22 protein-coding genes are annotated in these 25041 nt (G+C 49.9%); 9 read left to right on the forward strand and 13 right to left on the reverse strand.

What is annotated here, in order from left to right:
* Positions 1-80: 80 nt before the first annotated feature.
* Together cgtA and folA are read left to right on the forward strand one after the other, a co-directional pair.
* Positions 81-1244, forward strand: coding sequence for an Obg family GTPase CgtA (gene cgtA / locus ACXAGR_RS20420; protein WP_474845204.1), 1164 nt, complete (start codon positions 81-83; stop codon positions 1242-1244).
* 22 nt (positions 1245-1266) lie between these two features.
* Positions 1267-1770 carry a type 3 dihydrofolate reductase gene (gene folA, locus ACXAGR_RS20425; protein WP_474845202.1) on the forward strand — a complete coding sequence of 168 codons (504 nt, stop codon included), beginning with the start codon at positions 1267-1269 and terminating at the stop codon, positions 1768-1770.
* Positions 1771-1867: 97 nt separating this feature from the next.
* Here folA and rpoS read toward each other — a convergent pair whose 3' ends face one another.
* The 11 genes from rpoS to ACXAGR_RS20480 all read right to left on the reverse strand — a co-directional run bounded on the left by rpoS (position 1868) and on the right by ACXAGR_RS20480 (position 11877).
* Entirely contained in the window at positions 1868-2818 is a 951-nt protein-coding gene (gene rpoS / locus ACXAGR_RS20430; protein WP_474845368.1) for an RNA polymerase sigma factor RpoS, read from the reverse strand.
* Between the two features lie 119 nt (positions 2819-2937).
* Entirely contained in the window at positions 2938-3798 is an 861-nt protein-coding gene (locus ACXAGR_RS20435; protein WP_474845366.1) for a peptidoglycan DD-metalloendopeptidase family protein, read from the reverse strand.
* An 18-nt stretch (positions 3799-3816) separates the two neighbouring features.
* On the reverse strand, positions 3817-4395 hold the full coding sequence (locus tag ACXAGR_RS20440; RefSeq protein WP_474845200.1) for a YqaA family protein: 579 nt from the start codon (positions 4393-4395) through the stop codon (positions 3817-3819).
* The gene (locus ACXAGR_RS20445) at positions 4392-5027 is read right to left on the reverse strand and encodes a protein-L-isoaspartate(D-aspartate) O-methyltransferase (RefSeq protein ID WP_119499995.1); all 636 of its coding nucleotides are present in this window, start codon (positions 5025-5027) and stop codon (positions 4392-4394) included. The genes ACXAGR_RS20440 and ACXAGR_RS20445 overlap by 4 nt, the downstream gene beginning before the upstream one ends.
* Positions 5028-5111: 84 nt before the next feature.
* The gene (gene surE, locus ACXAGR_RS20450) at positions 5112-5861 is read right to left on the reverse strand and encodes a 5'/3'-nucleotidase SurE (protein ID WP_474845198.1); all 750 of its coding nucleotides are present in this window, start codon (positions 5859-5861) and stop codon (positions 5112-5114) included.
* 39 nt (positions 5862-5900) lie between these two features.
* On the reverse strand, positions 5901-6971 hold the full coding sequence (gene truD / locus ACXAGR_RS20455) for a tRNA pseudouridine(13) synthase TruD (RefSeq protein WP_474852253.1): 1071 nt from the start codon (positions 6969-6971) through the stop codon (positions 5901-5903).
* A gap of 1 nt (position 6972) precedes the next feature.
* Positions 6973-7446: a 2-C-methyl-D-erythritol 2,4-cyclodiphosphate synthase gene (gene ispF / locus ACXAGR_RS20460; protein ID WP_474852255.1), complete on the reverse strand. Its 474-nt coding sequence runs from the start codon at positions 7444-7446 to the stop codon at positions 6973-6975.
* Between the two features lie 14 nt (positions 7447-7460).
* A complete protein-coding gene (gene ispD / locus ACXAGR_RS20465) occupies positions 7461-8162 on the reverse strand; it encodes a 2-C-methyl-D-erythritol 4-phosphate cytidylyltransferase (RefSeq protein WP_474852257.1) in 702 nt (233 codons plus the stop codon).
* Positions 8163-8165: 3 nt separating this feature from the next.
* Positions 8166-8456, reverse strand: coding sequence for a cell division protein FtsB (gene ftsB / locus ACXAGR_RS20470; RefSeq protein WP_119503280.1), 291 nt, complete (start codon positions 8454-8456; stop codon positions 8166-8168).
* Between the two features lie 56 nt (positions 8457-8512).
* A complete protein-coding gene (locus ACXAGR_RS20475) occupies positions 8513-10222 on the reverse strand; it encodes a TIGR03545 family protein (RefSeq protein WP_474852259.1) in 1710 nt (569 codons plus the stop codon).
* Between the two features lie 23 nt (positions 10223-10245).
* The gene (locus ACXAGR_RS20480; RefSeq protein WP_474852261.1) at positions 10246-11877 is read right to left on the reverse strand and encodes a methyl-accepting chemotaxis protein; all 1632 of its coding nucleotides are present in this window, start codon (positions 11875-11877) and stop codon (positions 10246-10248) included.
* A 370-nt stretch (positions 11878-12247) separates the two neighbouring features.
* Between ACXAGR_RS20480 and putA the strand changes: the two genes are divergently transcribed.
* On the forward strand, positions 12248-16048 hold the full coding sequence (gene putA / locus ACXAGR_RS20485; protein WP_474852263.1) for a bifunctional proline dehydrogenase/L-glutamate gamma-semialdehyde dehydrogenase PutA: 3801 nt from the start codon (positions 12248-12250) through the stop codon (positions 16046-16048).
* Positions 16049-16152: 104 nt separating this feature from the next.
* Here putA and ACXAGR_RS20490 read toward each other — a convergent pair whose 3' ends face one another.
* Positions 16153-16767 carry a TIGR04211 family SH3 domain-containing protein gene (locus ACXAGR_RS20490; RefSeq protein WP_474852265.1) on the reverse strand — a complete coding sequence of 205 codons (615 nt, stop codon included), beginning with the start codon at positions 16765-16767 and terminating at the stop codon, positions 16153-16155.
* 203 nt (positions 16768-16970) lie between these two features.
* On the opposite strand from ACXAGR_RS20490, the gene ACXAGR_RS20495 reads away from it, so the two are divergent.
* Positions 16971-18476: a CYTH domain-containing protein gene (locus ACXAGR_RS20495; protein WP_474852267.1), complete on the forward strand. Its 1506-nt coding sequence runs from the start codon at positions 16971-16973 to the stop codon at positions 18474-18476.
* Between the two features lie 54 nt (positions 18477-18530).
* Positions 18531-19595, forward strand: coding sequence for a helix-turn-helix domain-containing protein (locus tag ACXAGR_RS20500; RefSeq protein ID WP_474845180.1), 1065 nt, complete (start codon positions 18531-18533; stop codon positions 19593-19595).
* A gap of 40 nt (positions 19596-19635) precedes the next feature.
* On the opposite strand, the gene mutH is transcribed toward ACXAGR_RS20500, so the two are convergent.
* Complete coding sequence (gene mutH / locus ACXAGR_RS20505) at positions 19636-20310, reverse strand: DNA mismatch repair endonuclease MutH (RefSeq protein ID WP_474845178.1); 675 nt, start codon at positions 20308-20310, stop codon at positions 19636-19638.
* A gap of 106 nt (positions 20311-20416) precedes the next feature.
* On the opposite strand from mutH, the gene rppH reads away from it, so the two are divergent.
* From rppH to lgt, 4 genes are all read left to right on the forward strand, one after another.
* A complete protein-coding gene (gene rppH, locus ACXAGR_RS20510) occupies positions 20417-20962 on the forward strand; it encodes an RNA pyrophosphohydrolase (RefSeq protein ID WP_119500007.1) in 546 nt (181 codons plus the stop codon).
* Positions 20963-20996: 34 nt separating this feature from the next.
* On the forward strand, positions 20997-23288 hold the full coding sequence (ptsP, locus tag ACXAGR_RS20515; protein ID WP_474845364.1) for a phosphoenolpyruvate--protein phosphotransferase: 2292 nt from the start codon (positions 20997-20999) through the stop codon (positions 23286-23288).
* A gap of 123 nt (positions 23289-23411) precedes the next feature.
* Entirely contained in the window at positions 23412-24218 is an 807-nt protein-coding gene (locus ACXAGR_RS20520) for a sulfite exporter TauE/SafE family protein (protein WP_119500009.1), read from the forward strand.
* Positions 24219-24221: 3 nt separating this feature from the next.
* On the forward strand, positions 24222-25034 hold the full coding sequence (lgt, locus tag ACXAGR_RS20525; RefSeq protein ID WP_119500010.1) for a prolipoprotein diacylglyceryl transferase: 813 nt from the start codon (positions 24222-24224) through the stop codon (positions 25032-25034).
* The last annotated feature ends 7 nt before the right edge of the window (positions 25035-25041 follow it).

The raw sequence follows: 25041 nt of genomic DNA on the forward strand, positions 1-25041 counted from the left end.
AGATTGGCGATGTAGTGATTGTCACAATGGTGTAAACTTAGCTTTCAAATACGGTAGTCGACAACGACTCGGAGTGACTAATGAAATTTGTTGATGAAGCTGAAATTCGTGTTGAAGCCGGCGACGGTGGTAACGGCACGGTTGGCTTTAGACGTGAAAAATATATCCCGAAAGGTGGTCCTGACGGCGGTGATGGTGGTGATGGCGGTTCTGTTTATCTGCAGGCCGATGAGAACCTGAACACCCTCATTGATTATCGCTTCGAGCGTTTCCACCGTGCTGAGCGTGGTCAGAATGGCCAGGGCGGAAACTGTACCGGCCGTGCAGGTGAAGATCTTACGGTAATGGTACCGGTTGGTACCCGTGCGACAGATGTGGAAACGGCAGAAGTGCTAGGCGATCTGACTAAGCACGGCCAGCGCCTGAAAGTCGCGCAGGGCGGTTTTCACGGTTTAGGTAATGCCCGCTTTAAAAGTAGCGTAAACCGTGCACCCAGACAGAAAACAAACGGTACGCCAGGTGAAATCCGCAATCTGAAGCTGGAGCTCATGCTGCTTGCCGATGTGGGCCTGCTCGGTATGCCGAATGCCGGTAAATCTACCTTCATCCGCTCTGTGTCTGCTGCTAAACCTAAAGTCGCCGATTACCCCTTTACCACACTGGTACCTAACCTGGGGGTTGTCAGACAGGATTCACAACGTAGTTTCGTTATTGCTGATATTCCCGGACTGATCGAGGGCGCGGCCGACGGTGCCGGTCTAGGTATCCGCTTCCTGAAGCACTTAGAGCGCTGCCGCGTATTGTTACACATGGTTGATCTGTTGCCGGCAGATCAGAGCGATCCCGCGGAAAACGCGAAGAAGATCATAGAAGAACTTGAAAAGTACAGTCCTAAGCTGGCAGCCAAGCCACGCTGGTTAGTGTTCAACAAAGTTGATCTGCTTCTCGAGGAAGAAGTGGAAGCGTTGTGTGAATCAATTAAAGAAAAGCTGGACTGGGATGGTCCTGTTTATCAAATTTCTGCTTTCCAGAAAATGAACACACAACAGCTTTGCCACGAAATCATGAATTACATTGAAACACTGCCTGCCGGCATCGACGAAGACGATGAGAAAGAGACGGTAGAGTTTAAGTGGGATAGTTACGATCGCGAGACCATGCAGGGCGATCTGGATGACGATCTCGATGACGATGATGACTGGGATGAAGACGACTACGACGTTGAAGTAGAATACCGTCGCTGATATCGCGTCTTAAGGAGTAGTGATGAAGATTGCGATGATTGCCGCCATGGCACATAACCGGGTTATCGGCGCTGACAATGATATGCCCTGGCACCTGCCGGCCGATTTGAAGCATTTCAAGGCGGTAACGTTAGGTAAGCCGGTGATCATGGGACGCAGAACCTGGGAGTCAATTGGCAGACCTTTACCTGGCAGACCCAATATCGTCATTACTTCTGCAGCAGCTTCAGATTTTCCTGACACAGTGACTGTGGTTACTAACGTCGACGAGGCACTCAGCGCTGCCAGTGAGATGGTCACGGAAGATGATGAAGTGATGGTGATTGGTGGCGGTAAGGTCTATGAAGCTTTTCTGCCTCAGGCAACCACTCTTTATCTGACACAAATAGCGTTAACTGTCGAAGGTGACACCTGTTTCCCTGATTACGATTCTCAGGGCGACTGGGTACGTTCAGATGTGGTTGAAAACCGTGCCGATGAGCATAATCCTTACGACTACACTTTCTTCACATTAACACGTAAATAGTCTTAAAATACATCAATCGGTATTTTATACAGTGCCGCCCGGTGCAACATACCGGGCAGAACGGCATAAACTGTATGGTCGGGTCAGACGGGTGAAATTACTCACCCATCTGATCGAACAGACTTTCCAGAGACAGTCCCTGATGACCCAGCATATCGCGCAGTCTGCGCAGTGCTTCTACCTGGATCTGACGGACTCGTTCCCGTGTAAGGCCAATTTCCGCACCCACATCTTCAAGGGTAGACGGTTCGTACCCTAATAAACCAAAACGACGTGCTAACACTTCCCGTTGTTTCGGATTTAACTCACCGAGCCATTTCACGATATTCGACTTCATATCGCTGTCCTGCAGGTTATCTTCCGGACCAAATTCATTATGGTCGGCAAGAATATCCAGCAGTGCCTTATCGTTTTCACCACCGATAGGTGTGTCCACCGATGTAATGCGCTCATTCAGGCGAAGCATACGGCTGACTTCGTCAACAGGCTTATCAAGCTCTGTAGCTATTTCTTCTGCAGTAGGCTCGTGGTCGAGCTTCTGTGAGAGCTCACGTGCACAACGCAGATAAACATTTAATTCTTTGACTACGTGAATCGGTAAACGAATCGTGCGGGTTTGATTCATGATCGCCCGTTCGATCGTCTGACGAATCCACCAGGTCGCATACGTAGAGAAACGGAAACCACGTTCAGGATCAAATTTCTCAACTGCACGGATAAGACCCAGGTTACCTTCTTCAATCAGGTCAAGTAATGCCAGACCGCGATTGTTGTAGCGACGGGCAATTTTCACAACCAGACGAAGATTAGATACAATCATACGCTTACGGGAGGCCTCACAGCCTTTCAGTGCGCGACGTGCAAAATAAACTTCTTCTTCTGCGGTAAGTAGGGGTGAGAAGCCAATTTCTCCCAGGTACAACTGGGTGGCATCCAGGTTTTTCGGTAAGTCCTCCTGAACAAATACTGCATCATCCTCAGTATCATCCAGATCATTGTTAATTGCTTCACCAGCTTTCATATCAACTGGCATGTCCATCTCGTTCAACTCATCCCGAGACTTTGATTCGATTACAGCGGCTTTTGTTTGACCCACGACTGCATCTCCTGCGTTGTTGGTTACCCTGCGATGTTCTCCTCAAATTTTCTTATTATTTATTGTTATTATTATCTTTCTGGCAGATACCTTAGGGGGTCTAACGACTTGCCCCGGTATCTCACTTCAAAATGAAGCTTGACCGAATCTGTTCCACTATCTCCCGTTGTCGCAATTTGTTGCCCTGCGGCGACCCATTGCTGCTCCTCTACAAGGAGCTTGTCGTTGTGTGCATAAGCACTCAACAGGGCATCGGTATGTTTAATAATTACCAGGTTACCGTACCCACGTAATGCACTGCCTGCGTAAACCACTTTGCCTTCCGCAGCGGCCAGAACTGGTGCGCCTCTTTGTGCGCTGAAATCCAACCCTTTGTTGCCCGATTCCGCATTACTGAATGTTAACGCTATGTTACCTTTACTGGGCCAAACCCATTTTGACACCCTTTCGGGGAAATCCCTTCTGGCTGAATCTTTGACACCTTTCGTCAAAGGTTTGACACTAGTAACTTCTTGGTTGTTAACATTAATTTCACGACCACTGTACGCCTGTGGTTTATCCCGGTCAACACTCCTTTCGTCGTATATATCGCTGGTCGTACCAGTTTTTTCTTGAACTTTTGGCTTAGAAGTGTTCCCTGTCAACGCTGTCACAGATTGTGGGTATAAGCGTAAAGTTTGACCCGGGTAAATATCGTAAGGTGCTGATAAAGAATTGTATTTAGCAAGATCTCTATAGTCATTTCCGGTAAACCAGGCGATAGCGAACAACGTATCACCCTTTTTTACCAGATAAGTTTTACTTTCTGACCCTTTTTCAGAATATTCAGTCTGACTATTGAGTAAAGTCACCGGTGCAGGGGCTGTTCTGCCACTGCAACCCGTCAAAAAAATGGCGAAAATGCAGGCGATTGAAGCATTTGTTGCTCGCATTTTGCCCATTAATCTACCTTAGTGGAGTAAAAAGTACGCAAGAACGGCCAGTCCGATTGTTAACCAACCGAGTATTTCCACGTATTCACGGAGTTTAGCTTCCATGGCTGCACCACCCCATTTCATGAGACCGGCAACCAGAAAGAAGCGGGCTCCACGACCTATTGCAGACGCTACAATAAAAGGTACCAGAGCCATATTAAGAACACCGGCACTGATGGTGAAAACTTTATATGGTATAGGAGAGAAGCCGGCGAGGAAGACAACCCATACGCCATAGGTTTCAAACCAGTCGACAGTGGTTTGCAGTTTTTCTTCGTAACCCGCAGAGATAATAAGTGGTTCCAGCCACGCCTCAAAAGTGAAAAATCCCAGTGCATAGCCGGCAATGCCGCCGAGCACGGATGCAATAGTGGTCAGGGCAGCAAATAACCATGCACGGTTGGGCTGTGACATGGACATTGGCGCCAGCATTACGTCCGGTGGTATGGGGAAAAACATAGATTCTGCGAAACTCAGTCCCGCAAGATAGCGATTAGCATGCTTGTGACGGGCCCATCGCAACGCCAGGTCATAGCATGGTTGAAAAATTTTCACTGAAGCTCTCCTGCAACCAGTGGTACAAAACGCACAGCTTCAATGGTCTCTGTTTTAAGCTCACCATCAATTCTGTCTACACATAACAAATTTTGCTGTTCGCTGCCTACCGGAATAATCAAACGGCCACCTTCTTCAAGCTGGTCGCAGAGATCCTGTGGCAGGCTGCTCGCTGCGGCGGTAACCAGAATGGCATCATACGGGCCTTTACTGGGCCAGCCTTTCCAGCCATCGCCATGTTTCATGGAAATATTGTGCAGGTTGAGTTGATTCATCCGGCGCTTCGCTTGAAACTGCAACGACTTGATACGTTCAACACTGTAAACGTGACCAAAAAGTTGTGCGAGGATTGCGGTCTGGTAGCCTGAGCCGGTACCAATTTCCAGAATCTTCCTTGGACTGTTAGAGGCTTTCAGCAGCAACTCCGTCATCTTGGCGACAATATAGGGCTGAGAAATCGTTTGTCCCTGTCCTATGGGTAACGCTGTATTTTGATAAGCTTTGTGTTTGAGGGCATCGGGTAAAAATAATTCCCTTGGCGTGGATGCAATAGCGGTCAGTACTTTTTGATCCCGTACGCCCTCGCTGAACAAAAGCTCAGCGAGCATTTCACCTTTTTTCAATGTTCTCATTGCTGCAAATGATTTCCTGTTTTTCCCGTATCTTATTTCCGGCAGCCGGTTTGTGGCTAGCTGCCTTCACAGGATTTATTGTTATCAGAGTTTTTTATTCAGCCAGTCTTCCATGTTAGTGAGGCTGTGATGAGCTGTCATGTCCACGCTTAATGGTGTCACAGAGCAGTAACCGTTAGCGATGGCATGAAAATCTGTGTCAGGGCCGGCATCCTGTTCGGCTCCGGCCGGACCGTACCAGTAAATTTCCCGACCGAAAGCATCTTTGGCTTTTACCATGGCTTCGGCACGATGTCTGCGCCCCTGACGTGTCACTTTGATACCGGCGAGTGCATCGTATGGCACATCCGGCACATTTACGTTCAAAATTTGATTGGGGGGTAAAGGATGCGCCTGCAATTTGCGGATAATATCCAGCACCACACGAGCTGCGGTTTCAAAGTGTTTGCCTTCGTGGCTGGCCAGTGAAACGGCAATGGCCGGCAGACCCATGTACCGCCCTTCGGTTGCTGCTGCTACCGTGCCGGAGTAAATAACGTCGTCACCCAGATTTGCGCCATGGTTAATACCCGACACCACCAGCTCCGGGTCGTCGTCAAGGAAACAATTTACGCCCAGGTGAACACAGTCAGAGGGCGTGCCATTCACCGAATAAAAGCCGTTATCCAGTTGCTGAATGCGGAGCGGACTGTGCAGCGACAGCGCGTTGCTGGCACCGCTGCAATTGCGGTCCGGCGCGATCACGGTGACATCGTGCTCTGCGGCAAGTGTTTCGAATAAAACAGCAATGCCTTTGGCGAATACACTATCGTCGTTACTTAAAAGAATACGCATGAAGGCTCCTGACGTTTTTTGTCCGGTAAGTCGCTTATACTAACTGCCGGCTGTTTCACCATTTGTGTCAACACAATCACGTAACACGGTAGTGGCATAACAACCGGACGGTAAGCTGAAAGAAACAATTACTGTATCACCGTTATGTTGCCATTCAAGTTGCGCCGGCCAGATTTTTACCGGTCTGCGTTCCTGTTTCAGGCCGGCTTCACTGAGATAACTGGTAACCTCAGGGTATTTACCTGCTACAGCCAGTTCAAGCTCTGCCGCTTCACCGGTAACCGGTACATCACCTTTTCCCCACAGCGGCGCCGTGGGTGATAAATCTTTATCTTCGTAACGGGCTTGCAACCCGCTATCTTCACCGTTTTCAATAAAATAGCTGTGAGACCCGCTGAGCATCAGTGCGTCACCACTTATTACATCATTCAGTTTACCAAGACGAATGCGCTCACTGATGACCTCATTAAACAGCCAGCTACGTAGGGCGGACAGTGCCATATTGCGTTTGTTGCGGTTGCGGATAGCTTCCCCGGCAATCATTTTTTCTGCCAGTTGCAGGTTACCGCCTTCCTGACGCTCGCCGGTCTCAGCGATCCGGACACTGCCAAAACGCTGCTCGCCGAAGTAATTGGGCACGCCGTTTCTGGCAGCCTGTTGCAGCGCCTCTGTCAGCGCAGTAACGTCGCTGACGGCGCGCAGGGTAATGGTGAAATGGTTCCCTTTGAGCTGCCCGGTGCGTAATTTCCTATTGTGCCGTTCATGCTTAAGGATCTTTACGCCTTCAAGTTCCAGTCCTGAAAAGTCGAAATCCGGTTTTCCCGGAGCATGTAATCCGAACCACTGGCGGGTAACCGCGTATTTGTCTTTTCGTCCTGCGTAGGTCACATTCCGTAATGGCAAGCCGGTAAATTTAGCCAGTTGCTCAGCGACCCAGGCAGTATTGGCCAGCTTTTTTTCGACCCACAAAAATTGATGTTCACCGTCACCGCTGAAGCTGTAGCCAAGATCTTCGGTGACAACGAAGTCTTCAGGATGCGTCTTGAGTGCGGCGGTGCAGACCGGAGGAGTATCACTGTACAGCCAGTGCTGAGTGCGTAACGTGCTCATGTTATTCAGCTCTGATCAGCACAACAGCGTGGGCTGCAATGCCTTCTTTGCGGCCGGTGAAGCCCAATTTTTCTGTTGTCGTGGCTTTTACGTTTATATCGTCAACAGCGCACCCGCAGTCACTGGCGAGAACTTCCCGCATTTTTTGTATGTGAGGAGCCATTTTTGGGGCCTGCGCAATGATAGTCATATCGGCATTGTTCAGCTTATACCCTCTTTCTTTCAGTAACCCGACTACATGCCGGAGCAGAAAACGGCTGTCCACACCAGACCACTTGTCATCAGTGTCCGGGAAGTGTTTACCAATATCTCCCATCGATGCAGCACCCAAAAGTGCGTCACACAATGCATGAATTAATACATCGCCGTCAGAATGGGCCAGTAAGCCCTGCTCGTAATCTATGCTGACGCCGCCGATAACAATGGGGCCTTTACCACCAAATTTATGAACGTCGTAACCATGACCAATACGCATAGGTGCCTCTTAAATTATAAAGTTTGGGTTTGTTGCAGATAAAATGCTGCCAGCGGCATATCGGCAGGGCGTGTAATTTTGATATTTGCCGGATTACTGTCAATAAGGGCTACCTTATGACCGGCTGCTTCCATGGCTGAGGCTTCATCGGTAACGGAAATATTTTTTTCCTGTGCCTGTATTAATGCCTGCCTGAGTTCGCCGGCACGAAACAGTTGTGGCGTCAGCGCATGCCATAGTTGTTCTCTGCATTCAGTGTGGGAAACAATATTGTTTTTACTCGCCATTTCCCGCTTCATGGTGTCTTTTACCGGCGTTGCCAGAATGCCGCCTGCCACGTCATCCCGTTCTCTGACCTGTAAAAGTGTGTCTATATCAGTCAGTGACACGCAGGGCCGCGCAGCATCGTGTACCAGGGCCCAGTCATTGTCGTTCAGTTGTGAGAGGGCAGCGAATACCGAGTCTGCCCGTTCTGCACCCCCATCAACCACAGTCAGCCAGGGGGCACTAGCCACCGGTAACTCCGGAAAGAAAGGGTCGCCGGCACTGACCGCTACTACAATATGAGAAATTTTCGGATGGGCGTGCAACGCAGAAAGCGTATGCTCAAGAATGGTTTTTTCGCCGAGCCTGAGATATTGCTTAGGTCTGTCAGCTTGCATGCGGCTGCCGACACCTGCTGCCGGTACCACAGCAACTACAGAAGGATGAGACATGGACTATTCGTTATCCGCGGGAAGGATCCGGTAGAAGGTTTCGCCCTGCTTAATCAGGCCCAGCTCATTTCTGGCCCGCTCTTCAATAGACTCAAGGCCGATTTTTAAATCGCTGATATCAGCCTTAAGCAGATTGTTTCGCTGGGCAAGGTTGTCGTTCTGTAACGACTGTTGCTGAACTTCCTGTTTAAGCGCAAGGTAGTCTGGCAGTGAATTCTTACCGAACCACAAGCGGTACTGGAGTAATCCCAGCAACACAATCAGTACAACGGTAACCCACTTATCTTGCCACACGGCAAACACCTTAACGTTAAATAAATGACTATTATGCCTGTACTGGCCCGGCGGGTCTACTGACCAAACTTGCTTTTAAGTTTGTCCAGCAGTTTATCCTTTTGCTTATCTATCACGCTGTTCAGCTGCGTTTTTAATAACCCTTCCAGTTCGCTGCTGTCTCCCTGCGCTGCTTTCAGCATGCTCTCCACACTCACCAGTTCGGTTTGTGTGTCTGACTGCAGGGCGCTGATCTTACTGTTGAGCTTATTCATGGCTTCGTCCAGCTTATCCTGTTGAGATGCCGTTAACTCTGTAAGTGCAGCCTGTGCCAGCTTATTATCGAGATCTGACTTTATACTGAAGCCGGGATCATTGAGTGTACCGGATAACGCCATTTGCAAATCCAGCGACGATAGCTGTTTCAGTGCATTGGCAATGGCGGTAGTGAGTTTATTGGTGCCGGCTGCCTCCATCGCCAGCCCGGCAAGATCGATATCGCTGCCGCCACTGAGCTGGTTATCTTTAACAGACATACTTCCGGTGGCGCTCATCAGGGCTTTTTGTAAAGCGGCAGAGAGTTTCTCACTTTTGACCATGGGAATATCTGCCAGATTAATGCCAGATAGCGACCATTGCTGGAAGGCCTCAACCACGCCGTCGTCTATGCGGAACTGGCCTGACGACTCAAACTGCTTAAGTAAGGCACCGGCAGCAGAAATGGTGAAGGTAGTCGCATCACCGGCCACATCGTGCATGTTGGTGATGTTCTTCCATACGCTGCCAATGCTTTCATTCTGCCATTTCACTGACACTTCTGCGTCTTTAACCAGAATATAAGGTAAATCAGCAGGGGCCTCTTCTGCAGGTTGCGTATCGCCCTGTATCAGAGGCAACACAATTTCTACGGCAGACATGAGATACTGTGTATATTCCGCGGCTTTGTCGCCGAACACCATCTGCGTAACCTGTTGCATGGCGGCATCGTCGCCGGCGATAACATTTTTAATGAACTGGTAATCCTGCTGCGGGGCGTTCTTCAGGGCTTTGAGGCTGTCTGACAGGGCGGTTCTGGCATCCCCCGCTTTGTCAGTGAACTCCCGGATTCTGGTCCGGTCTGAGGTAATTTCCGCTTTCAGAGACTCAAGCTTTTCCTTTGCAGAAAGCAGGGTTTGAGGATCTTTATAATCTGTATTTTTCAGAGCCTCAATCTCTGATTTATAGAATGCGATTCGGGATTTGTCCGGCAGCGCCTTGTAGTTCGCTTTTAAATCTTCAGAGTAAGTGGTGTAAGCCTGTTGCGCCTGTTCCACCGCCGCAGTAGTTTTCAGCGGGGAGCGGGCCAGTAATTCATCCACCGTAGGTACAGCATCTTTGGCTTTTTGTTTCATTTCGTCAAAGGTCAGACTCTGAGTTGGCTGACGGTATACCGCGCCTGGCGTACTTCTGGGCTGATTGAACTGCACATCCAGCACAGACAGTTTATTGACAATGACCTGATCTGACAGCAAGGGCATCAATGCTATATCGCCGGAGGCTTTTCCTACCAACACCTGATTCCTTGCCGGAGTCGTGGCATCCGTCAGTTGCACATTTTCAAGGGTAAAAGTAGTGGGGTACAGCGAGTGATCGAAACTGCCGATGTTTACCTCAGCTCCGTAAGATTCCGACAACTGAGATTCCAGTACGGACTTGATGAGGGCATTGGCAAACAGCCAGTACGCCACCACCAGCAGAACGATAATGAAAACGGGATAGTAGCGTTTCTTTACCCTCAAACCTGACATGAATAACTCCTGGTTGGATGCGGTCAGTACTGGAATTTTCGCATAGCCTGACGCGCCTGCTCAACATGACCTGCCAGTGCAATACTGGTTTGTGTCATTTCTTCTACGTTACTCACAGTATGCCTTGCGGACTCAGAAAGTTCATTAATTCGCAGGTTTACTTCCTGTGCCGCGTCACTTTGCTGACCGGTAGCCTCCGCAATATGCCGGTTCTTAGCGGCGATGTCAGACATAATACTTAATAGAGTACGTAACGTTTCATCTGCCTGCCTGATATTTGCAACGGTGCTGTCTACAGCGGACTGGCTGGTTTTAACCGCGTTCACTGCGGCAGATGATCCACTTTGTAACTCCTGAATCATCTGCTGAATTTCATCAGTACTCTGACCGGTTCTGCTGGCGAGCGTACGTACTTCATCGGCCACCACTGCAAACCCGCGACCCTGTTCTCCGGCGCGGGCAGCCTCAATAGCCGCGTTCAATGCCAGTAAATTAGTTTGTTCAGAAATACCCCGGATAACATCAAGCACGCTGCCAATCTTGTCGCTCTGCTGGGCAAGCTGGCTCACCGTGTTTACCACTGATTCAATACTCTGGTTAAGCGACTGAATGTCTGTCACCGATTGTGTAACAGCCTGAATCCCTGCTTTGGCACTTTGCTCCGCTGACTCTGTAGAGTGGTCAGCCTCTGTGGCATGACGACTGACATCGCCAATATTCACGGTCATTTCTTCCATTGCAGAGGCAACCTGTATGGCATTGTGACTCTGCGTTTGTGCCTGACTCTCGCTGGACTGACGGATATCGGCTAACCGTGAGCCTTCCTGTGCGACCTGTTCTATTGCACCATGCAGAGACTGCAATGACTCCCTCACTTTCGCCACAAACGCATTGTAATGACGGCTGAGTCTGGCTATTTCATCGTTTCCGTCTTCGGGCAGTTCACGGGTTAAGTCCCCCTGACCCTGGGAAATGTCTTTCATCCGCTCAGTCGTCGCACGTAGCGGAGTAATAATGCTCTGACCAATTAACCAGGCAAACAGAATAACCAGGATCAAACACACCACGCCCAGGCCGATAAACACATTGCGGATATGAGAAAACGCTGCGTCGAGACGGGTAAGGTAAATGCCGGTGCCAACGGTCCATTGCCAGGGAGCGAAACGTTTTACGTAGGATATTTTATCCACGGCTTTTTCGGAATTGGGCAATGGCCAGACGTAGGGAACAAAGCCTTCATTCTCAGACTTCACCAGCCGTGCCATGGTGACGAAGAACTTATCGCCGTTAGCATCTTTGAAATCCGTTAAATCCTGACCGTCAAGCGCGGGCTTCAGAGGATGCATGACCATGGCCGGCGTATCATCCTGGATCCACAAATAGTTACCGTCGTCATAGCGTATTGCTGCTATAACACCTTTGGCCTGCATTTGTGCTTCAGCGATGGTCATATCCCCGTTTTCTGATAACGTGGAAAAGTGTTCCAGTACCGAGTAAGCCGACTCTACGATGTGCTTCGTCTCTTCATAAGCCTTATCTTTTTGCGCTTCATAGTGTTGCTGCAACACTACCACTGTCATTAAAAGCAGCAGGCCTGCTACCAGCAGTACAAGAAAGGCTAACCGTTGAACAACGCTGAAATTTCGTAGCTTCATGATATCTCATCCATTTGTTTATGAAGGGAGTGTAGGAAAGCTTTGGTCATTCTGCCATATGAAAAACGGTGAGTATCAGTAAGAAAGTTGTATTTTCCGCTGGCCTTTTTCCAGGCCCTTTCAGAGATGTACATCTTTTTATACAATTCGCGCCGGACGACAGAAAAGTCAGGACAGAGCGCCCCTTTTCCTTACTGGGGTTTGTGATAGCATGCCGCCGCTGAAAGCCGGTCGTGATCTTTACAGGTCAGGGAACATACTAATGATCAACAATCGACTTTACTTGCTATTTCAGCCCCTGAAGGGCATCGTGAGTGCAAGAATTAACCAGCAGGTAATGACAACACCATACAGATAAAGAAGGGTTTCAATGCTCACTAATGACAATCTCAATTCGCTGCCTTCTATTCGTCAGCGCATCCGCGACCACTACCGTATCGATGAATCCACCGCGATAGATCAAATTCTGCCTGTTGCCGAAGTCAATCCCAGAGCACGAAGCCGGGCCTGGGAGCGAGCACGTAAAATGGTGCTGCAAATCCGCCGGGAGCAGGAGAGTCATGGTGGCGTTGATGCTTTACTCAATGAATATTCGCTGTCTACCGCTGAAGGTGTGGTGTTGATGTGTCTGGCCGAAGCTCTGCTTCGTGTGCCGGATAAAGCCACTCAGGACGAGCTTATCCGTGACAAACTGTCAAAAGGTCAGTGGACTCCGCACCTGGGGAACTCAGATTCCATGTTCGTTAACGCATCGGCATGGGGTCTTCTGTTAACCGGCAACATGGTCAACTATGCGGACAAGCGTCGTAAAGAGCAGTTCGGCTTATTGAAGCAAACTCTGGGCAGATTGGGTGAACCGGTTATCCGCCGTGCAATGAATATTGCTATGCGGGTTATGGGCCGTCAGTTTGTTATGGGTGAAACCATTGCTGATGCGGTAGAGCGGGCGAAAGAGAAAGAGAAGAAAGGTTACGTCTATTCTTACGACATGCTGGGCGAAGGTGCCCGCACCATGGAAGATGCAGATCGTTACTACGACGCTTACGTTAAGGCCATTAAAGAAATCGGCAAAGCGGCAGCAGGTCGCGGGCCCAAGCGTTCTCCCGGGATTTCTGTCAAGCTGTCGGCGATCCATCCCCGCTATGAATTTTTACATGCAGAACGGGTGATGGCGGAAATTCCGCCCAAGCTGAAAGCCCTGTGTATGATGGCGAAAGAGTACGACATTGGCCTCACCGTTGACGCTGAAGAAGCGGATCGTCTGGACATTTCTCTGGACGTCATCGAAACCGTATTCCGCGACCCGGACCTTGAGGGCTGGACAGGATTTGGTCTGGCAGTTCAGGCTTATCAGAAACGGGCTATTCATGTCATTGAGTGGTTACGCACGCTGACCCTGGAAGTGGGTCGCAGCTTGATGGTGCGACTGGTTAAAGGCGCTTACTGGGATACAGAAATTAAGATGACCCAGCAGGCTGGTGTGGACGGTTTCCCTGTATTCACACGAAAATCCTCGACTGACGTGTCTTATCATGCCTGTGCTAACCGTTTGCTGGATTATCGTGATTCGATTTACCCCCAGTTTGCTACCCATAATGCGTACAGCGCATCGGTGATCATTGAGCTGGCCGGTGATGACAAAGACGGGTTTGAGTTCCAGTGTCTTCACGGTATGGGCGACACCCTTTACGATCAGGTTGTGACGCAGGAAAAAATTCAGTGCCGCGTTTATGCGCCGGTGGGTGAGCATGAAGATCTGCTGGCTTACCTGGTTCGCCGCCTGCTGGAAAACGGGGCGAACTCATCTTTCGTTAACGCAATTGTTGATGATGAAAAGCCGGTTGAATCACTTCTGGAAGACCCGGTCGAGAAAACCCAGCGTCTTAAAACCCGTTACAACAAGCAAATCAGTGCCCCACGCGATCTTTACGCGCCGGAGCGTGACAACTCCCGCGGTCTCGACCTCACTGATGTTAACGCCGTGCACGCGCTTCAGCATGAACTGGCCCGCTGGAAAAATTATTATGTGGTAACTGACGGTAAATTACCGGAAGGGGCCACGGCAGTCCTGAACCCTGCCAACAAATCTGATGTGGTGGGTTTCCATCATTATGCAGAACAAAAACAGATGACAGAAGCGCTGGACAAAGCCCACAACGGTTTTGCGGCCTGGTCAAAACGTTCTGTGGAAGAACGGGCGGACATTCTTGAACGCACGGCTTTTGCCCTTGAGCGTCATATGGGCGAACTGATTGCCATTTGTATCCGTGAAGCAGGTAAAGTTACGCAGGACAGTATCGACGAAGTCCGTGAAGCTGTGGATTTCTGTCGTTATTATGCTGTCCGTGCCCGTGAGCTGGACGAGGATCAGCGTTTTGTTCCCCGTGGTGTTGTGCTGTGTATCAGCCCCTGGAACTTCCCGCTGGCGATTTTCTTAGGTCAGGTGGTGGCAGCTTTAGCGACCGGTAATACGGTGGTGGCGAAGCCTGCTGAACAAACCAGTATGATCGCTAAACGTGCGCTGGAAATTATGCACACAGTGGGTCTGCCGGAAGATGCTCTGCAACTGATTATTGCGCCCGGCAAGCATGTCGGCAGTACATTACTGCCTGATGAGCGCATTAAAGCGGTGATGTTCACCGGTTCAACCCAAACCGGTACGTTGATTTCCCAGTTACTGGCAGAGCGGGGCGGTGAGCAGGTTCCTCTGATTGCTGAAACCGGTGGCCAGAACTGTATGATTGTTGATTCAACGGCCTTACCTGAGCAGGTGGTGGATGATGTGGTTCATTCCGGCTTCCAGAGCGCCGGTCAGCGCTGTTCTGCATTGCGGGTGCTTTACGTTCAGGAAGACATTGCTGATGATTTAACTGACATGCTCATCGGCGCGATGAAGGAATTGAGTATCGGCGATCCGGCCCTTCTCAGTACTGACGTAGGTCCGGTGATTGACGAAAAAGCTTTCAACAGCCTGAAACAGCACGAAGAAGTGATGCAGGATAAAGGTAAGTTGCTTTATCAATGTGAGATCCCGGAAGGTTGCACTGACGGTTATTTCTTCCCGCCAACTCTGTACGAGATCAAGAGCATTGATGTGCTGGAGCGTGAGGTTTTCGGTCCGGTCATTCATATCGTCCGCTTTAAAGGTAAAGAGATCGGCGAAGTGGTGGACAAGATCAACAGCACCGGGTTTGGCCTGACAATGGGCATTCACTCCCGCATTGAAGAAAGGGCAAACGAACTGGCTGCCCGCAGCCGTGCCGGTAACGTTTATGTTAACCGCAATATGATCGGCGCCATCGTCGGCGTACAGCCATTCGGCGGACGGGGACTATCCGGTACCGGGCCTAAAGCCGGCGGTCCGAACTATCTGCGCCGTCTGATGCAGGAGCGTGCTACACCGAAGCCTTCTCAGGTCGACGATATCGATAATCTGGATGCTGCATTGTCCGGTGAGAAGCAGGACGCCGAAGCTGCAACCCGCCTGATGAATCAGGGTGTTAATGTTGAAGCGCAATGGCGACATACTCCGCTGAACGACCGTATTTCTATGGTGCGTCAGTTACTGGCAAAGCTTGCCAGAGTCGACATTGTTGATGAACTGGCAGATGACTTAAACCGCACCCTGGCAACCGCCCGTCAGCAACTGACAACGGTTGAACGCACATTGTCCAAACCCACACAGCTGCCGGGGCCGACTGGTGAGTCTAACAAGCTTTACCTTGAACCCCGTGGCGTACTGGTTTGTTTCGCCGATAAAGGCGTGACATTCGAATACTGGACGTTGTCTATCGTGACTGCACTGGCAACCGGTAACGTTGTGGTATCAGTAGTATCTGATCTATTTTATGAAGAAGCGCTGGAATTCCAGAAACACTTCAATAAAACCGGTGCCGCTGAGGGGGTATTCCAGGTAGCAAGATTAAGTCATTTAAACGACTTACTTATGCATGAACATCTGGCCGGTGTGGTGGTGGATTCTCACACTGAACGTACTGCTCAGATTGCGGCCATGTTATCTTCCCGCAAGGGCGCTATTCTGCCGGTCATCACCGCAGAATATAACGATAACCTGATCCAACGTTTGCTTACTGAGAAAACCATCAGTATTGATACCACCGCATCCGGCGGTAATACTTCGCTGATGACGCTGGTGGAAGACGACGAGTAAGTCCTTAAGGTCTGTCGTAAACACCACAAAAAACCGGTCCCGCTTAAAAAACGGAACCGGTTTTATTAACTTTAAATAAAATGGCGTTGCAGGTTATGTCCGGCTTACATCCATTCGTCGTTACGACGGCGCTTCTTCGGCAGGAAGGTAAGGATCACGCCAAGCAGTACGCCACCACCGGCAACAATACCGCCCCAGGTAAACCACTTGATCATTTCATCTTTACTCTGCTGTTCCAGCTTATTGGTAAGACGGGTAATCTGAGTTGTCTGATCGCCGGTTTCGTCCTGAAGTTGTTTCAGTTCCTGACGGGTCGCGTTCAGTTGCTGTTTCAGCCTTTCATTCTCTGACTGTAAACCCTGTACGCCGGCTTCGCTGTCGGCCAGACGCTGAGTCAGCAACGGAATTTTCTCGGCATAAGACATTTCATTACTGATAAAACGGGTTTCTACCCAGCCAGTGCGGCCTTCATTATCTTTTATCTGCGTAAACTCTGTCTCGTTATTTCTGTCCAGTACAGTAATGGGCGTTCCGGCGGCCACAGAGCCTAAAATCCGGTAGTTCCGGCCCGCACCCGTATGAAGAAATACGAAAAGATCGTCGCGGATATAATTTGAAGAAGAAGCTTCCAGCTGCAGAGATTCTTCAATGGAATCCTCCTGTGCGAAAACCTGGATTGAAAGACCAATTAATGCGATGGTCAGCCATTTTCGTAACATAGTGCGTCCGTAGTTGTTTTAAGAAACTGTGTGATGTTATTGGCTGCAAACCTGAAAGGCAAGCGTACCCGCCACATTGGACCGGCAACCCGGCTGACAGTTCACTACGTTTGCACATTTGTAAGGTGATCATCCGTTGCGAAAAATATTATACGAAGGTATTGTGTCGGAATACTGACACTTACCGACCTGCCTTTTTCTCTATGTCGGAAATAGAAATAAAATTTGTTACCCGCGACAATGCTTTACCTGCATTTGTCGAAAAAGTGCTGCCTGCCTTTGAGCAGGCTGGTTTCAGCATTTCCCGTGAGCCGGAAATGCGCCTGCAGAACGATTATTACGATACCGCAGACCACCTTTTCCAGCAGGAAAAGATGGGTTTCCGCGTCCGTGGTAATAATGGCCGTTTTGAACAGACCATGAAAACCCATGGCAAAGTCAGCGGCGGTCTGCATGAGCGTGCCGAGTACAATGTGGCCCTTGACGGTGCTGAGCCGGACTTGCGCCTGTTTCCCGGGGATGTCTGGCCGGACGACTGGCTGATTGAGCAGGTAAACGATAAATTGCAGCGCCAGTTCAGTACCCATTTCGTAAGAACCGCGTTCGATGTTGAATGGGACGGCGCATGTGTAGAAGTGGTGATTGACGAAGGTGAAGCCAGTACGGGTAAGAACAGCTCTCCTATCCATGAGATTGAGCTGGAACTGAAACAGGGCGAAGTGACTCACTTGTTTACACTGGCAAAGTTGATCACAGAAAACACATCTGTGCGCCTGAGCGATGTGTCTAAAGCTGCGCAGGGCTACCAGTTGCTTAACGGGCTGTCGCCGGTTATTTCCCAAATGCAGCCTTATTTAAAGCTGGAACAGGGTACAACAACCGAAGAGGCTTTCTGCCGGGCAGTGCAGCAAGCGTTATCTCACTGGCAGAAACATGAGCATCTGTATTTCGAAACCGGGTCTGTGAAGATGCTCGGCGAAATCGTTAAAAGTGCACGCCTGTTGTTGCAAACCGTATCTTTGTATCTGCCTGTTCTGCAGTGCCCGCAATTATTGTCAGTGCATCAGTTGCTGATGAAATATATGCAAGTCTGGTTATGGCAGGATGATCTGCAGAGCCTTCGCTATCTGTTGTCGAAAAAAAGCTTGTTTAATAAGTGTCTGAGTCGTTATCCGGCACTGACCAGTTATTTGCAGGGCAGAAAAGCCGGGTTAATTCATGCACACACACCTGATGAAATACTGTACAGTAAACAAACTAATACGTTAAAAGTATTAGTTGCTCAGTTATTGCAGGAAAAACCCTGGCGCCAGCATTCAACTGCATACAGCCTGCCGGTAATGGAACATGCACAGGGATGGTTATCTCAGGGCTGGCAAACGGTACAACAAACTATGCCGGGCAGCAAAACAATGACACCCGAAAATTATCTGGCCATTGGTGTACTGCTGAGACAAACCTTATGGAACGGTTTTCTGCTGGCTGATTTATTTGATGAAGAACGACATCATTTCCGCGCGCCATGGTTAGATATTCTTACCGGAATTGACGAATTAAAAGCGTTAATGATGCTGCGGGCCCTTGCTACTGAATCTGAGCTGGACGAACTGTCAGATGTATTCACTTGGGTGGATGATAAGATTGCTAATTTGATGCATGTCATGGAGAGAACCAGACAAGCCGGTATGCAGGGCGACGTATACTGGTAAGCAGGCCGTCTGGTCGCACAACGTTTCTTGAAGGAAGTGAGGTAGAAATACATTATGTTGCATCGCTACACCCTTTTCGTGCTGGTTTTGCTCTACCTGGTGATACTGGTTCAGTTCTTCAGGGAAAAGCACCGTGTTTCCGGTGCGCCATGGGTGCTGGCAGCCATGATAGTGTGGCCGTTCATTCTCACTGATGAATGGTTGCGTGCCTTCGGACAGGATGCCGCCGGACTGTCGGTGCTTACTGTATTTACCCCGTTGCTCTCACTAACCTTACTGTACCGTAGTGTCAAACTGCTGGTTATTGATAATGCCAGACCTTCTAAATTGTTACTGTGGCTGCCGGTCGCCCTGGCGCTGCTGGCAGAAATCCCCTTACTGTTTGTCAGCGCTGATGAAAAAGCGCAGTGGCTGGTCTCTTCTCCCACAGGTCATCCGCTGGACAACTGGCATATTTATCTGGTTTATATGGTCACCGGGTTCGGTATTCTGGTACTCGGGATCCTGATCACCGAACTGATACAGAATTACCACCGTTACCTGTCATCTCAGGTGGCTGATGTGCGGGAATTTCGTGTGCAGTGGCTCGGTGGTGCTATGGGAGTTACTGTTGGTCTGGCATTCTGCTGTATTTTGCTGGTCACAGCCGGTGCATTCGGTTTTTTCGATATTCACTTCTGGCAGTCATTGTTTAACCTGCTGTTTGCTATCGCCTTATTGCAAACGTTTATTGCTGTTATTCGTCCGCAACACACGTCTCCGTCGCCGCTGGATTATCACCGCCTTGACGATTTAAAAGCCGAACAGTGCATCATGCGGGAGGCGCTGGTTAAGGCTGAGCAGACAATGACGGATACAGAAGCGTTTAAATCCCCCGGCTTGCAGCTCAAAGCCTTTGCCGGTCAGTGCCATGTGGATCCCACTACCCTGGTGATTGCGCTGAGGTTACTGGAAAAAAGAGATTTCAGAAGCTTTGTTTATCAGTACCGTCTGACCTATGCCAAAAATGAGCTTCTCGGTAGCGATGACTCACTGGCGGCGCAGGCGAAACGTCTTGGTGTGCATTCAGAACAGTTTCTGAGCGGTGTAATGATGAACCACATGCGTAAGCAAAGGTAGTCTGTTGCGCGTTATCACCTGACGCCTGAAAAAGCTGATGTCAGGTGAAGTGGCGGTGCAATACTGCGCCGGTAAACGAGGTACGTAAGTAAAATCCTCTGGGGCGGGTTTTTATTTTCTGTCCGTCAGCATCAAAGGCATCTGTCAGCACATTGCCACTGGCTGCTTTAGGACGGATGTGCAGTGCCTGACCAAGACGCGCAGTGATTTTTTCTACTTCCCCCAGCACAATCATTTCTGTGAGTTCTTCCCAGTCCTTTTGCAAGATTGCGTCTTCCCGGGCATCCGGTTGCCAGAAAAATGCCGTGGCAACACGTCGCTGTGCGAGGGGGATGGCGCGGTCACCTTCCAGCGGCACCCATAAAACCTGCTGAAGCTTATTGCGCACATTAGACGTTTGCCAGGTAGTACCGGGTTTACTTATCAGCGGCGCGTAACAAACATACGTGGTTTCCAGCGGAGTAAAATTCCCGTCAATAGGAATCGTTTTCAGCTCTACACCGAGTTCCGGGAAGTCCTGTTGAGGTTTTGAGCCGGCTGTGGCTCCCAGCCATTTTTCTATCAGCATACCCGGCCAGCCCTTGTGCCGTTGCAGATTTTCCGGAATGGCCACGTGCGCCAGCTCTGCCAGTTCGCCCAGTGACAAGCCGGCAATCCGGTAGCTGCGTGCCAGTAACTCTTCCGGTGTAGCGGGGGCGGTATCGGGTGGCTGCAAGAGACTCTCCGGGTAATATTTGCTGAATTAGGATTAATGCTTTGAAAGGGCTATAGTTTATGGAAGAATGCAGAAATAGAAAAGTTTATCGTGCCCGGGAGTCTATGTGATAGATGCCGACGGATTCCGTGCGAATGTGGGCATAGTGATTTGCAACAAAATGGGTCAGGTGTTTTGGGCAAGGCGTTATGGTCAGCATTCATGGCAGTTTCCACAAGGCGGAATTGATGAAGGGGAAACTGCAGAACAAGCTATGTACAGGGAGTTGCACGAAGAAGTAGGGTTAACGCAAAAAGACGTTACTGTTTTAGGTGTTACCCGCAACTGGTTGCGATACAAATTGCCAAAGCGATTAATTCGCCAGGGCAGTTCTCCGGTATGTATCGGGCAAAAACAGAAGTGGTTTCTACTTCAGTTAGATTGCCAGGAAAAAGATGTCAATGTGCTCAAAAGTGGTCATCCTGAATTTGATGACTGGCGCTGGGTGAGTTATTGGTATCCCATCCGAAATGTCGTGTCTTTCAAACGGGATGTATACCGTAAGGTGATGAAAGAATTTGCCGGTGTTGCAATGCCCGCGGGTCAACGCGTGCAAAACAATCCGCCGGGGAAACCCAACAAACGTAACCGCAAGCGCCGGCGTAGCGGTTAAACAGGAGAGCATCTTCGTGGCTGGAACCGGGAATATACTCACCACGTTAAAACGCATCGTACAGGAAATGAACCAGATCCCGGATTTGGATCAGGCTTTGTTTCGTCTTGCGTCCCGGGTTAAGCATACAATGCAGGTGGACTCCTGCTCTATCTATCTTGCTGATTATGAAAAGCAGGATTTCGTGCTTAAAGCCACAGATGGTCTGCACCCTGATGCGGTGGAACTGGTCCGCATCGGATTCTCCGAAGGCTTGATTGGTCTGGTGGGACAGCGTGAAGAGCCGCTGAATATCGAAAATGCGCATCAACATCCCCGCTTTAAGCATTATCCCGAAGTAAAAGAAGAAAACTACAACGCTTTCCTTGGTACGCCGATCATTCATCAGCGCAAAGTGCTGGGCGTCATCACCATGCAACAAAAAGCCATGCGCCGTTTCGGCGAAGACGAAGAAGCGTTTCTCGTTACACTGGCTACCCAGCTTGCGCTGGAAATCACCAATGCGGATATCCGCGGTGCACTTACGCCGAATGCGGCAGTGGAATCTGTTCCGAGACAAAAAAATGTGCGCGGTATTGCCGGCTCTCCCGGCCTCGCTGTGGGTACCGGCTATTCCACAGACAGTTCAATTTCCCTCCGTAACTGGGTAGTAAAACGCTGTACTGATAAAGATCTGGAAATCCGTCTGTACCGGCGAGGTGTAGAACTTACCCGTAAGCACGTTGATGATTTATCCGGTCGTCTGGATGAAGCAATTCCCGATGACGTAAAGTCCATTTTTCAGCTTTATCATCATTTGCTTGACGCCAACAGTCTGGGACGTGAAGTTGAAGCGAAAATCCGTGAGGGGTGGGATGCAGCTTCATCGCTGAAAATGGTGGTGGAAGATTACGCCGCTAAATTCCAGAATATGGAAGATCCCTACATGCAGGAGCGGGCAATTGATATTGTCGACCTGTCGAACCGGATCCTGCTGAACATTCTGTACGACAACAAAGGCAAGTCGCCGGTTAATAATGAAGTGAAAGGCGACAGCATTCTGGTTGCCGAAGAAGTCAGCGCCTCTATGCTGGCAGAGTTTCCGCGAGCTCACCTTAAAGGCATCATTTCTATCCGCGGGTCGAATAACTCCCACGCTGCAATACTCGCCAGAGCCATGGGTGTTCCTGCGGTTATGGGATGCCAGAACGTCTCCCCGGCACTGCTGAACGGTAAAGAAATCCTGCTTGACGGCTATGGTGGCGAAGTGATTATTTCGCCGGAAAAAACCATCCGTAACGAATTTACCCAGCTGATTGCTGAAGAAGCGACCCTGTCTGAGCGTATTGATGCTGAAGCAGGGCAGATATGTAAAACGCAGGATGGCTGTCGCATTGCGCTTTACGTGAATGCGGGTTTATCGGCGGAGATTGAAGCGACGCAATTTGCTAATGCAGATGGCATTGGCCTTTACCGTACCGAAATTCCGTTCATGCTCAGAGAGCGTTTTCCGTCTGAGCAGGAGCAGGTAGAGCTGTACCGGCAAATCCTGATGGCTTCACCGGAACAACCAATCACCATGCGTACGCTGGATGTTGGCGGTGATAAACCTTTGCCTTACTTTCCGATTAACGAAGAAAATCCGTTTCTTGGCTGGCGGGGGATCAGACTGACGCTGGACCATCCGGAGATTTTCCTGGTACAGGTGCGGGCAATGTTGCGGGCCAGTATTGGTTTAACGAATCTGCAAATCATGCTGCCAATGATCTCCTCTGTCGCGGAAGTTCAGGAGGCAAGACGTCTTATCGATCAGGCTTTCTTTGAAATCAGTGATGAAGTCAAAGACATGGATGTACTGCTTGAGCGTCCGAAGCTGGGTATTATGCTGGAGGTGCCTTCGGTACTTTATCAGTTGCCACAGCTGGCCAGACAGGTAGATTTCTTCTCTGTCGGTAGTAATGACTTAACGCAATATTTGCTGGCGGTGGACAGAAACAATACCCGTGTGGCCAGTTTGTATAACAGTTATCACCCTGCGGTGCTCAGTGCTCTGTATGATATTGTTAAGCAGGCGGATGCCAATCAGGTACCGGTTACTGTTTGCGGAGAGATTGCCGGTGAACCGGGCGGTGCCATTCTGCTTATGGGAATGGGTTACCGCAAATTAAGTATGAATGCCCACAACCTGCGCAAGATAAACTGGGTGGTACGCAATGTATCGCTGGAAGAGTCTAAACAGCTACTCATCAAAACCCTGACGGCAAGTACTCATGAAGAAGTGTTTGTTTATATCAATCAATATCTGGAACAGCGCGGGCTGGGTGGTCTGGTACGGGCAGGCTCCTAGGAGTTTACAGGAGCTGGTTGCTGCCGTGACAGATCTGGGAGAATAGTTGCTGCCGGTATCAAGAAACACAAATCGTCATGGTTCTGTGATACGCTACGCGCCTCGTCAATCCGGATGCGGCGCATGGACCCTTTTTTAATACTTTTCTTTTGCTGTATGGCCTTAGGCCTGGTTGTTGGCCTGCTCGCCGGGATGCTTGGCATCGGCGGCGGTCTTATTATCGTTCCCTGTCTTTCCTACCTGCTGGTACACTTCCTTGGCGTAAATACCGATACCGTCATGCCTATGGCTGTTGCCACCTCGTTATCGACCATTATTTTTACCGGTTTATCCTCCGCGCTGGCCCATCACAAACTGGGTAATCTCGACCGTCATATTGTTATCTGGAGCAGTATTGGTATTGCCTTCGGAGCCATAGCCGGTGCTCACGTCGCCAGCGCCATATCGGGACATACATTGAAAAATATTTTTGCTGTGCTGGTAATAGCAGTGGCTGCACAGATGGTATTTGGCCGCAGACAGGCTTCTTCTCATAAAGCCGGTAAACCCGCACTGGTTTCTGTGGGCGCGGGAACCGGTTGTGTCAGTGCATTAATGGGCATTGGCGGTGGCGCTCTGCTGGTGCCGGCATTGGTGTGGTTTCAGGTGAATGTACGGCAGGCAATCGGCTGCGCAGCATTCAGCGGACTGGTCGTCGCACTGTTTGGTACTGCCAGCTTTATACTTACCGGTTCAGCCGTCGACGGACTTCCGCAAAACTCGATAGGTTACGTGTATTGGCCGGCAACTTTAGGTATTGTGTGTACCTCGGTATTTACCGCCAATATCGGCGCCCGTCTGGGTCAGCGGATGAATACTGTTTTATTGAAGAAAATGCTCGCCTGCTTGCTGGTGCTGGTAAGTATAAGAATGATTGTAGGAATAGAATAAACCATGGCAGAAAGTAGTTATCTGGTCTTTCCCAACATAGACCCGGTTATATTTAGCATCGGCCCGTTGAGTGTGCGCTGGTACGGTATGATGTACCTTGTGGGTTTTGTGGCTGCATATATGCTGGCGCAAAAACGCCTGTCACAAACTAACTGGACCCGTGACCAGTTGAGCGACCTGCTGTTCTGGGGATTTGTGGGGGTGATTTTAGGTGGTCGTATCGGCTATGTACTGTTTTATCAGTTCGGTATGTTCCTGGAAGATCCTACTTATCTTTTCAGAATATGGACCGGTGGTATGTCTTTCCATGGCGGGCTTCTGGGGGTACTGGTTGCACTAGCATGGCAGGCAAAGAGAATGAACGCTACATTCCTGCAAATCGGTGATTTTGTTGCGCCTCTTGTCCCCATTGGCCTTGGAGCAGGCAGAATAGGTAACTTCCTGAATGCCGAATTATGGGGGCGTCCTGCCGACGTGCCCTGGGCGATTATTTTTCCGGGCGCGGGAGAGCAGCCCCGTCACCCGTCTCAATTATATGAGTTCGCGCTTGAAGGTGTGTTACTGTTTACCATTCTCTGGCTTTTTTCTGCGAAGCCGCGTCCTACGGGGGCAGTAGGCGGTTTATTCCTGCTCGGTTACGGCTGTTTCCGCTTCATCGTTGAGTACTTCCGTGAACCGGATCAGCACATCGGTTTGTATTCCGTGGGTCTGAGCCAGGGGCAACTACTCTGTGTTCCCATGATCCTGCTCGGCGCCGGCCTGATGGTATGGGCTTACATGCGTAAATCGCCGGTACAAAAATCAGAACAATCATAAGAAAAAG

It is taken from the genome of Alteromonas sp. ABH4_457, from assembly GCF_056160625.1.

Bases quoted from the DNA above. Each gene is read 5' to 3' on its own strand.
- cgtA (WP_474845204.1), top strand. From the start codon at position 81: ATGAAATTTGTTGATGAAGCTGAAATTCGTGTTGAAGCCGGCGACGGT.
- folA (WP_474845202.1), top strand. From the start codon at position 1,267: ATGAAGATTGCGATGATTGCCGCCATGGCACATAACCGGGTTATCGGC.
- ACXAGR_RS20435 (WP_474845366.1), bottom strand. From the start codon at position 3,798: ATGCGAGCAACAAATGCTTCAATCGCCTGCATTTTCGCCATTTTTTTG.
- ACXAGR_RS20445 (WP_119499995.1), bottom strand. From the start codon at position 5,027: ATGAGAACATTGAAAAAAGGTGAAATGCTCGCTGAGCTTTTGTTCAGC.
- surE (WP_474845198.1), bottom strand. From the start codon at position 5,861: ATGCGTATTCTTTTAAGTAACGACGATAGTGTATTCGCCAAAGGCATT.
- truD (WP_474852253.1), bottom strand. From the start codon at position 6,971: ATGAGCACGTTACGCACTCAGCACTGGCTGTACAGTGATACTCCTCCG.
- ispF (WP_474852255.1), bottom strand. From the start codon at position 7,446: ATGCGTATTGGTCATGGTTACGACGTTCATAAATTTGGTGGTAAAGGC.
- ispD (WP_474852257.1), bottom strand. From the start codon at position 8,162: ATGTCTCATCCTTCTGTAGTTGCTGTGGTACCGGCAGCAGGTGTCGGC.
- ACXAGR_RS20475 (WP_474852259.1), bottom strand. From the start codon at position 10,222: ATGTCAGGTTTGAGGGTAAAGAAACGCTACTATCCCGTTTTCATTATC.
- ACXAGR_RS20480 (WP_474852261.1), bottom strand. From the start codon at position 11,877: ATGAAGCTACGAAATTTCAGCGTTGTTCAACGGTTAGCCTTTCTTGTA.
- putA (WP_474852263.1), top strand. From the start codon at position 12,248: ATGCTCACTAATGACAATCTCAATTCGCTGCCTTCTATTCGTCAGCGC.
- ACXAGR_RS20490 (WP_474852265.1), bottom strand. From the start codon at position 16,767: ATGTTACGAAAATGGCTGACCATCGCATTAATTGGTCTTTCAATCCAG.
- ACXAGR_RS20495 (WP_474852267.1), top strand. From the start codon at position 16,971: ATGTCGGAAATAGAAATAAAATTTGTTACCCGCGACAATGCTTTACCT.
- ACXAGR_RS20500 (WP_474845180.1), top strand. From the start codon at position 18,531: ATGTTGCATCGCTACACCCTTTTCGTGCTGGTTTTGCTCTACCTGGTG.
- ACXAGR_RS20520 (WP_119500009.1), top strand. From the start codon at position 23,412: ATGGACCCTTTTTTAATACTTTTCTTTTGCTGTATGGCCTTAGGCCTG.
- lgt (WP_119500010.1), top strand. From the start codon at position 24,222: ATGGCAGAAAGTAGTTATCTGGTCTTTCCCAACATAGACCCGGTTATA.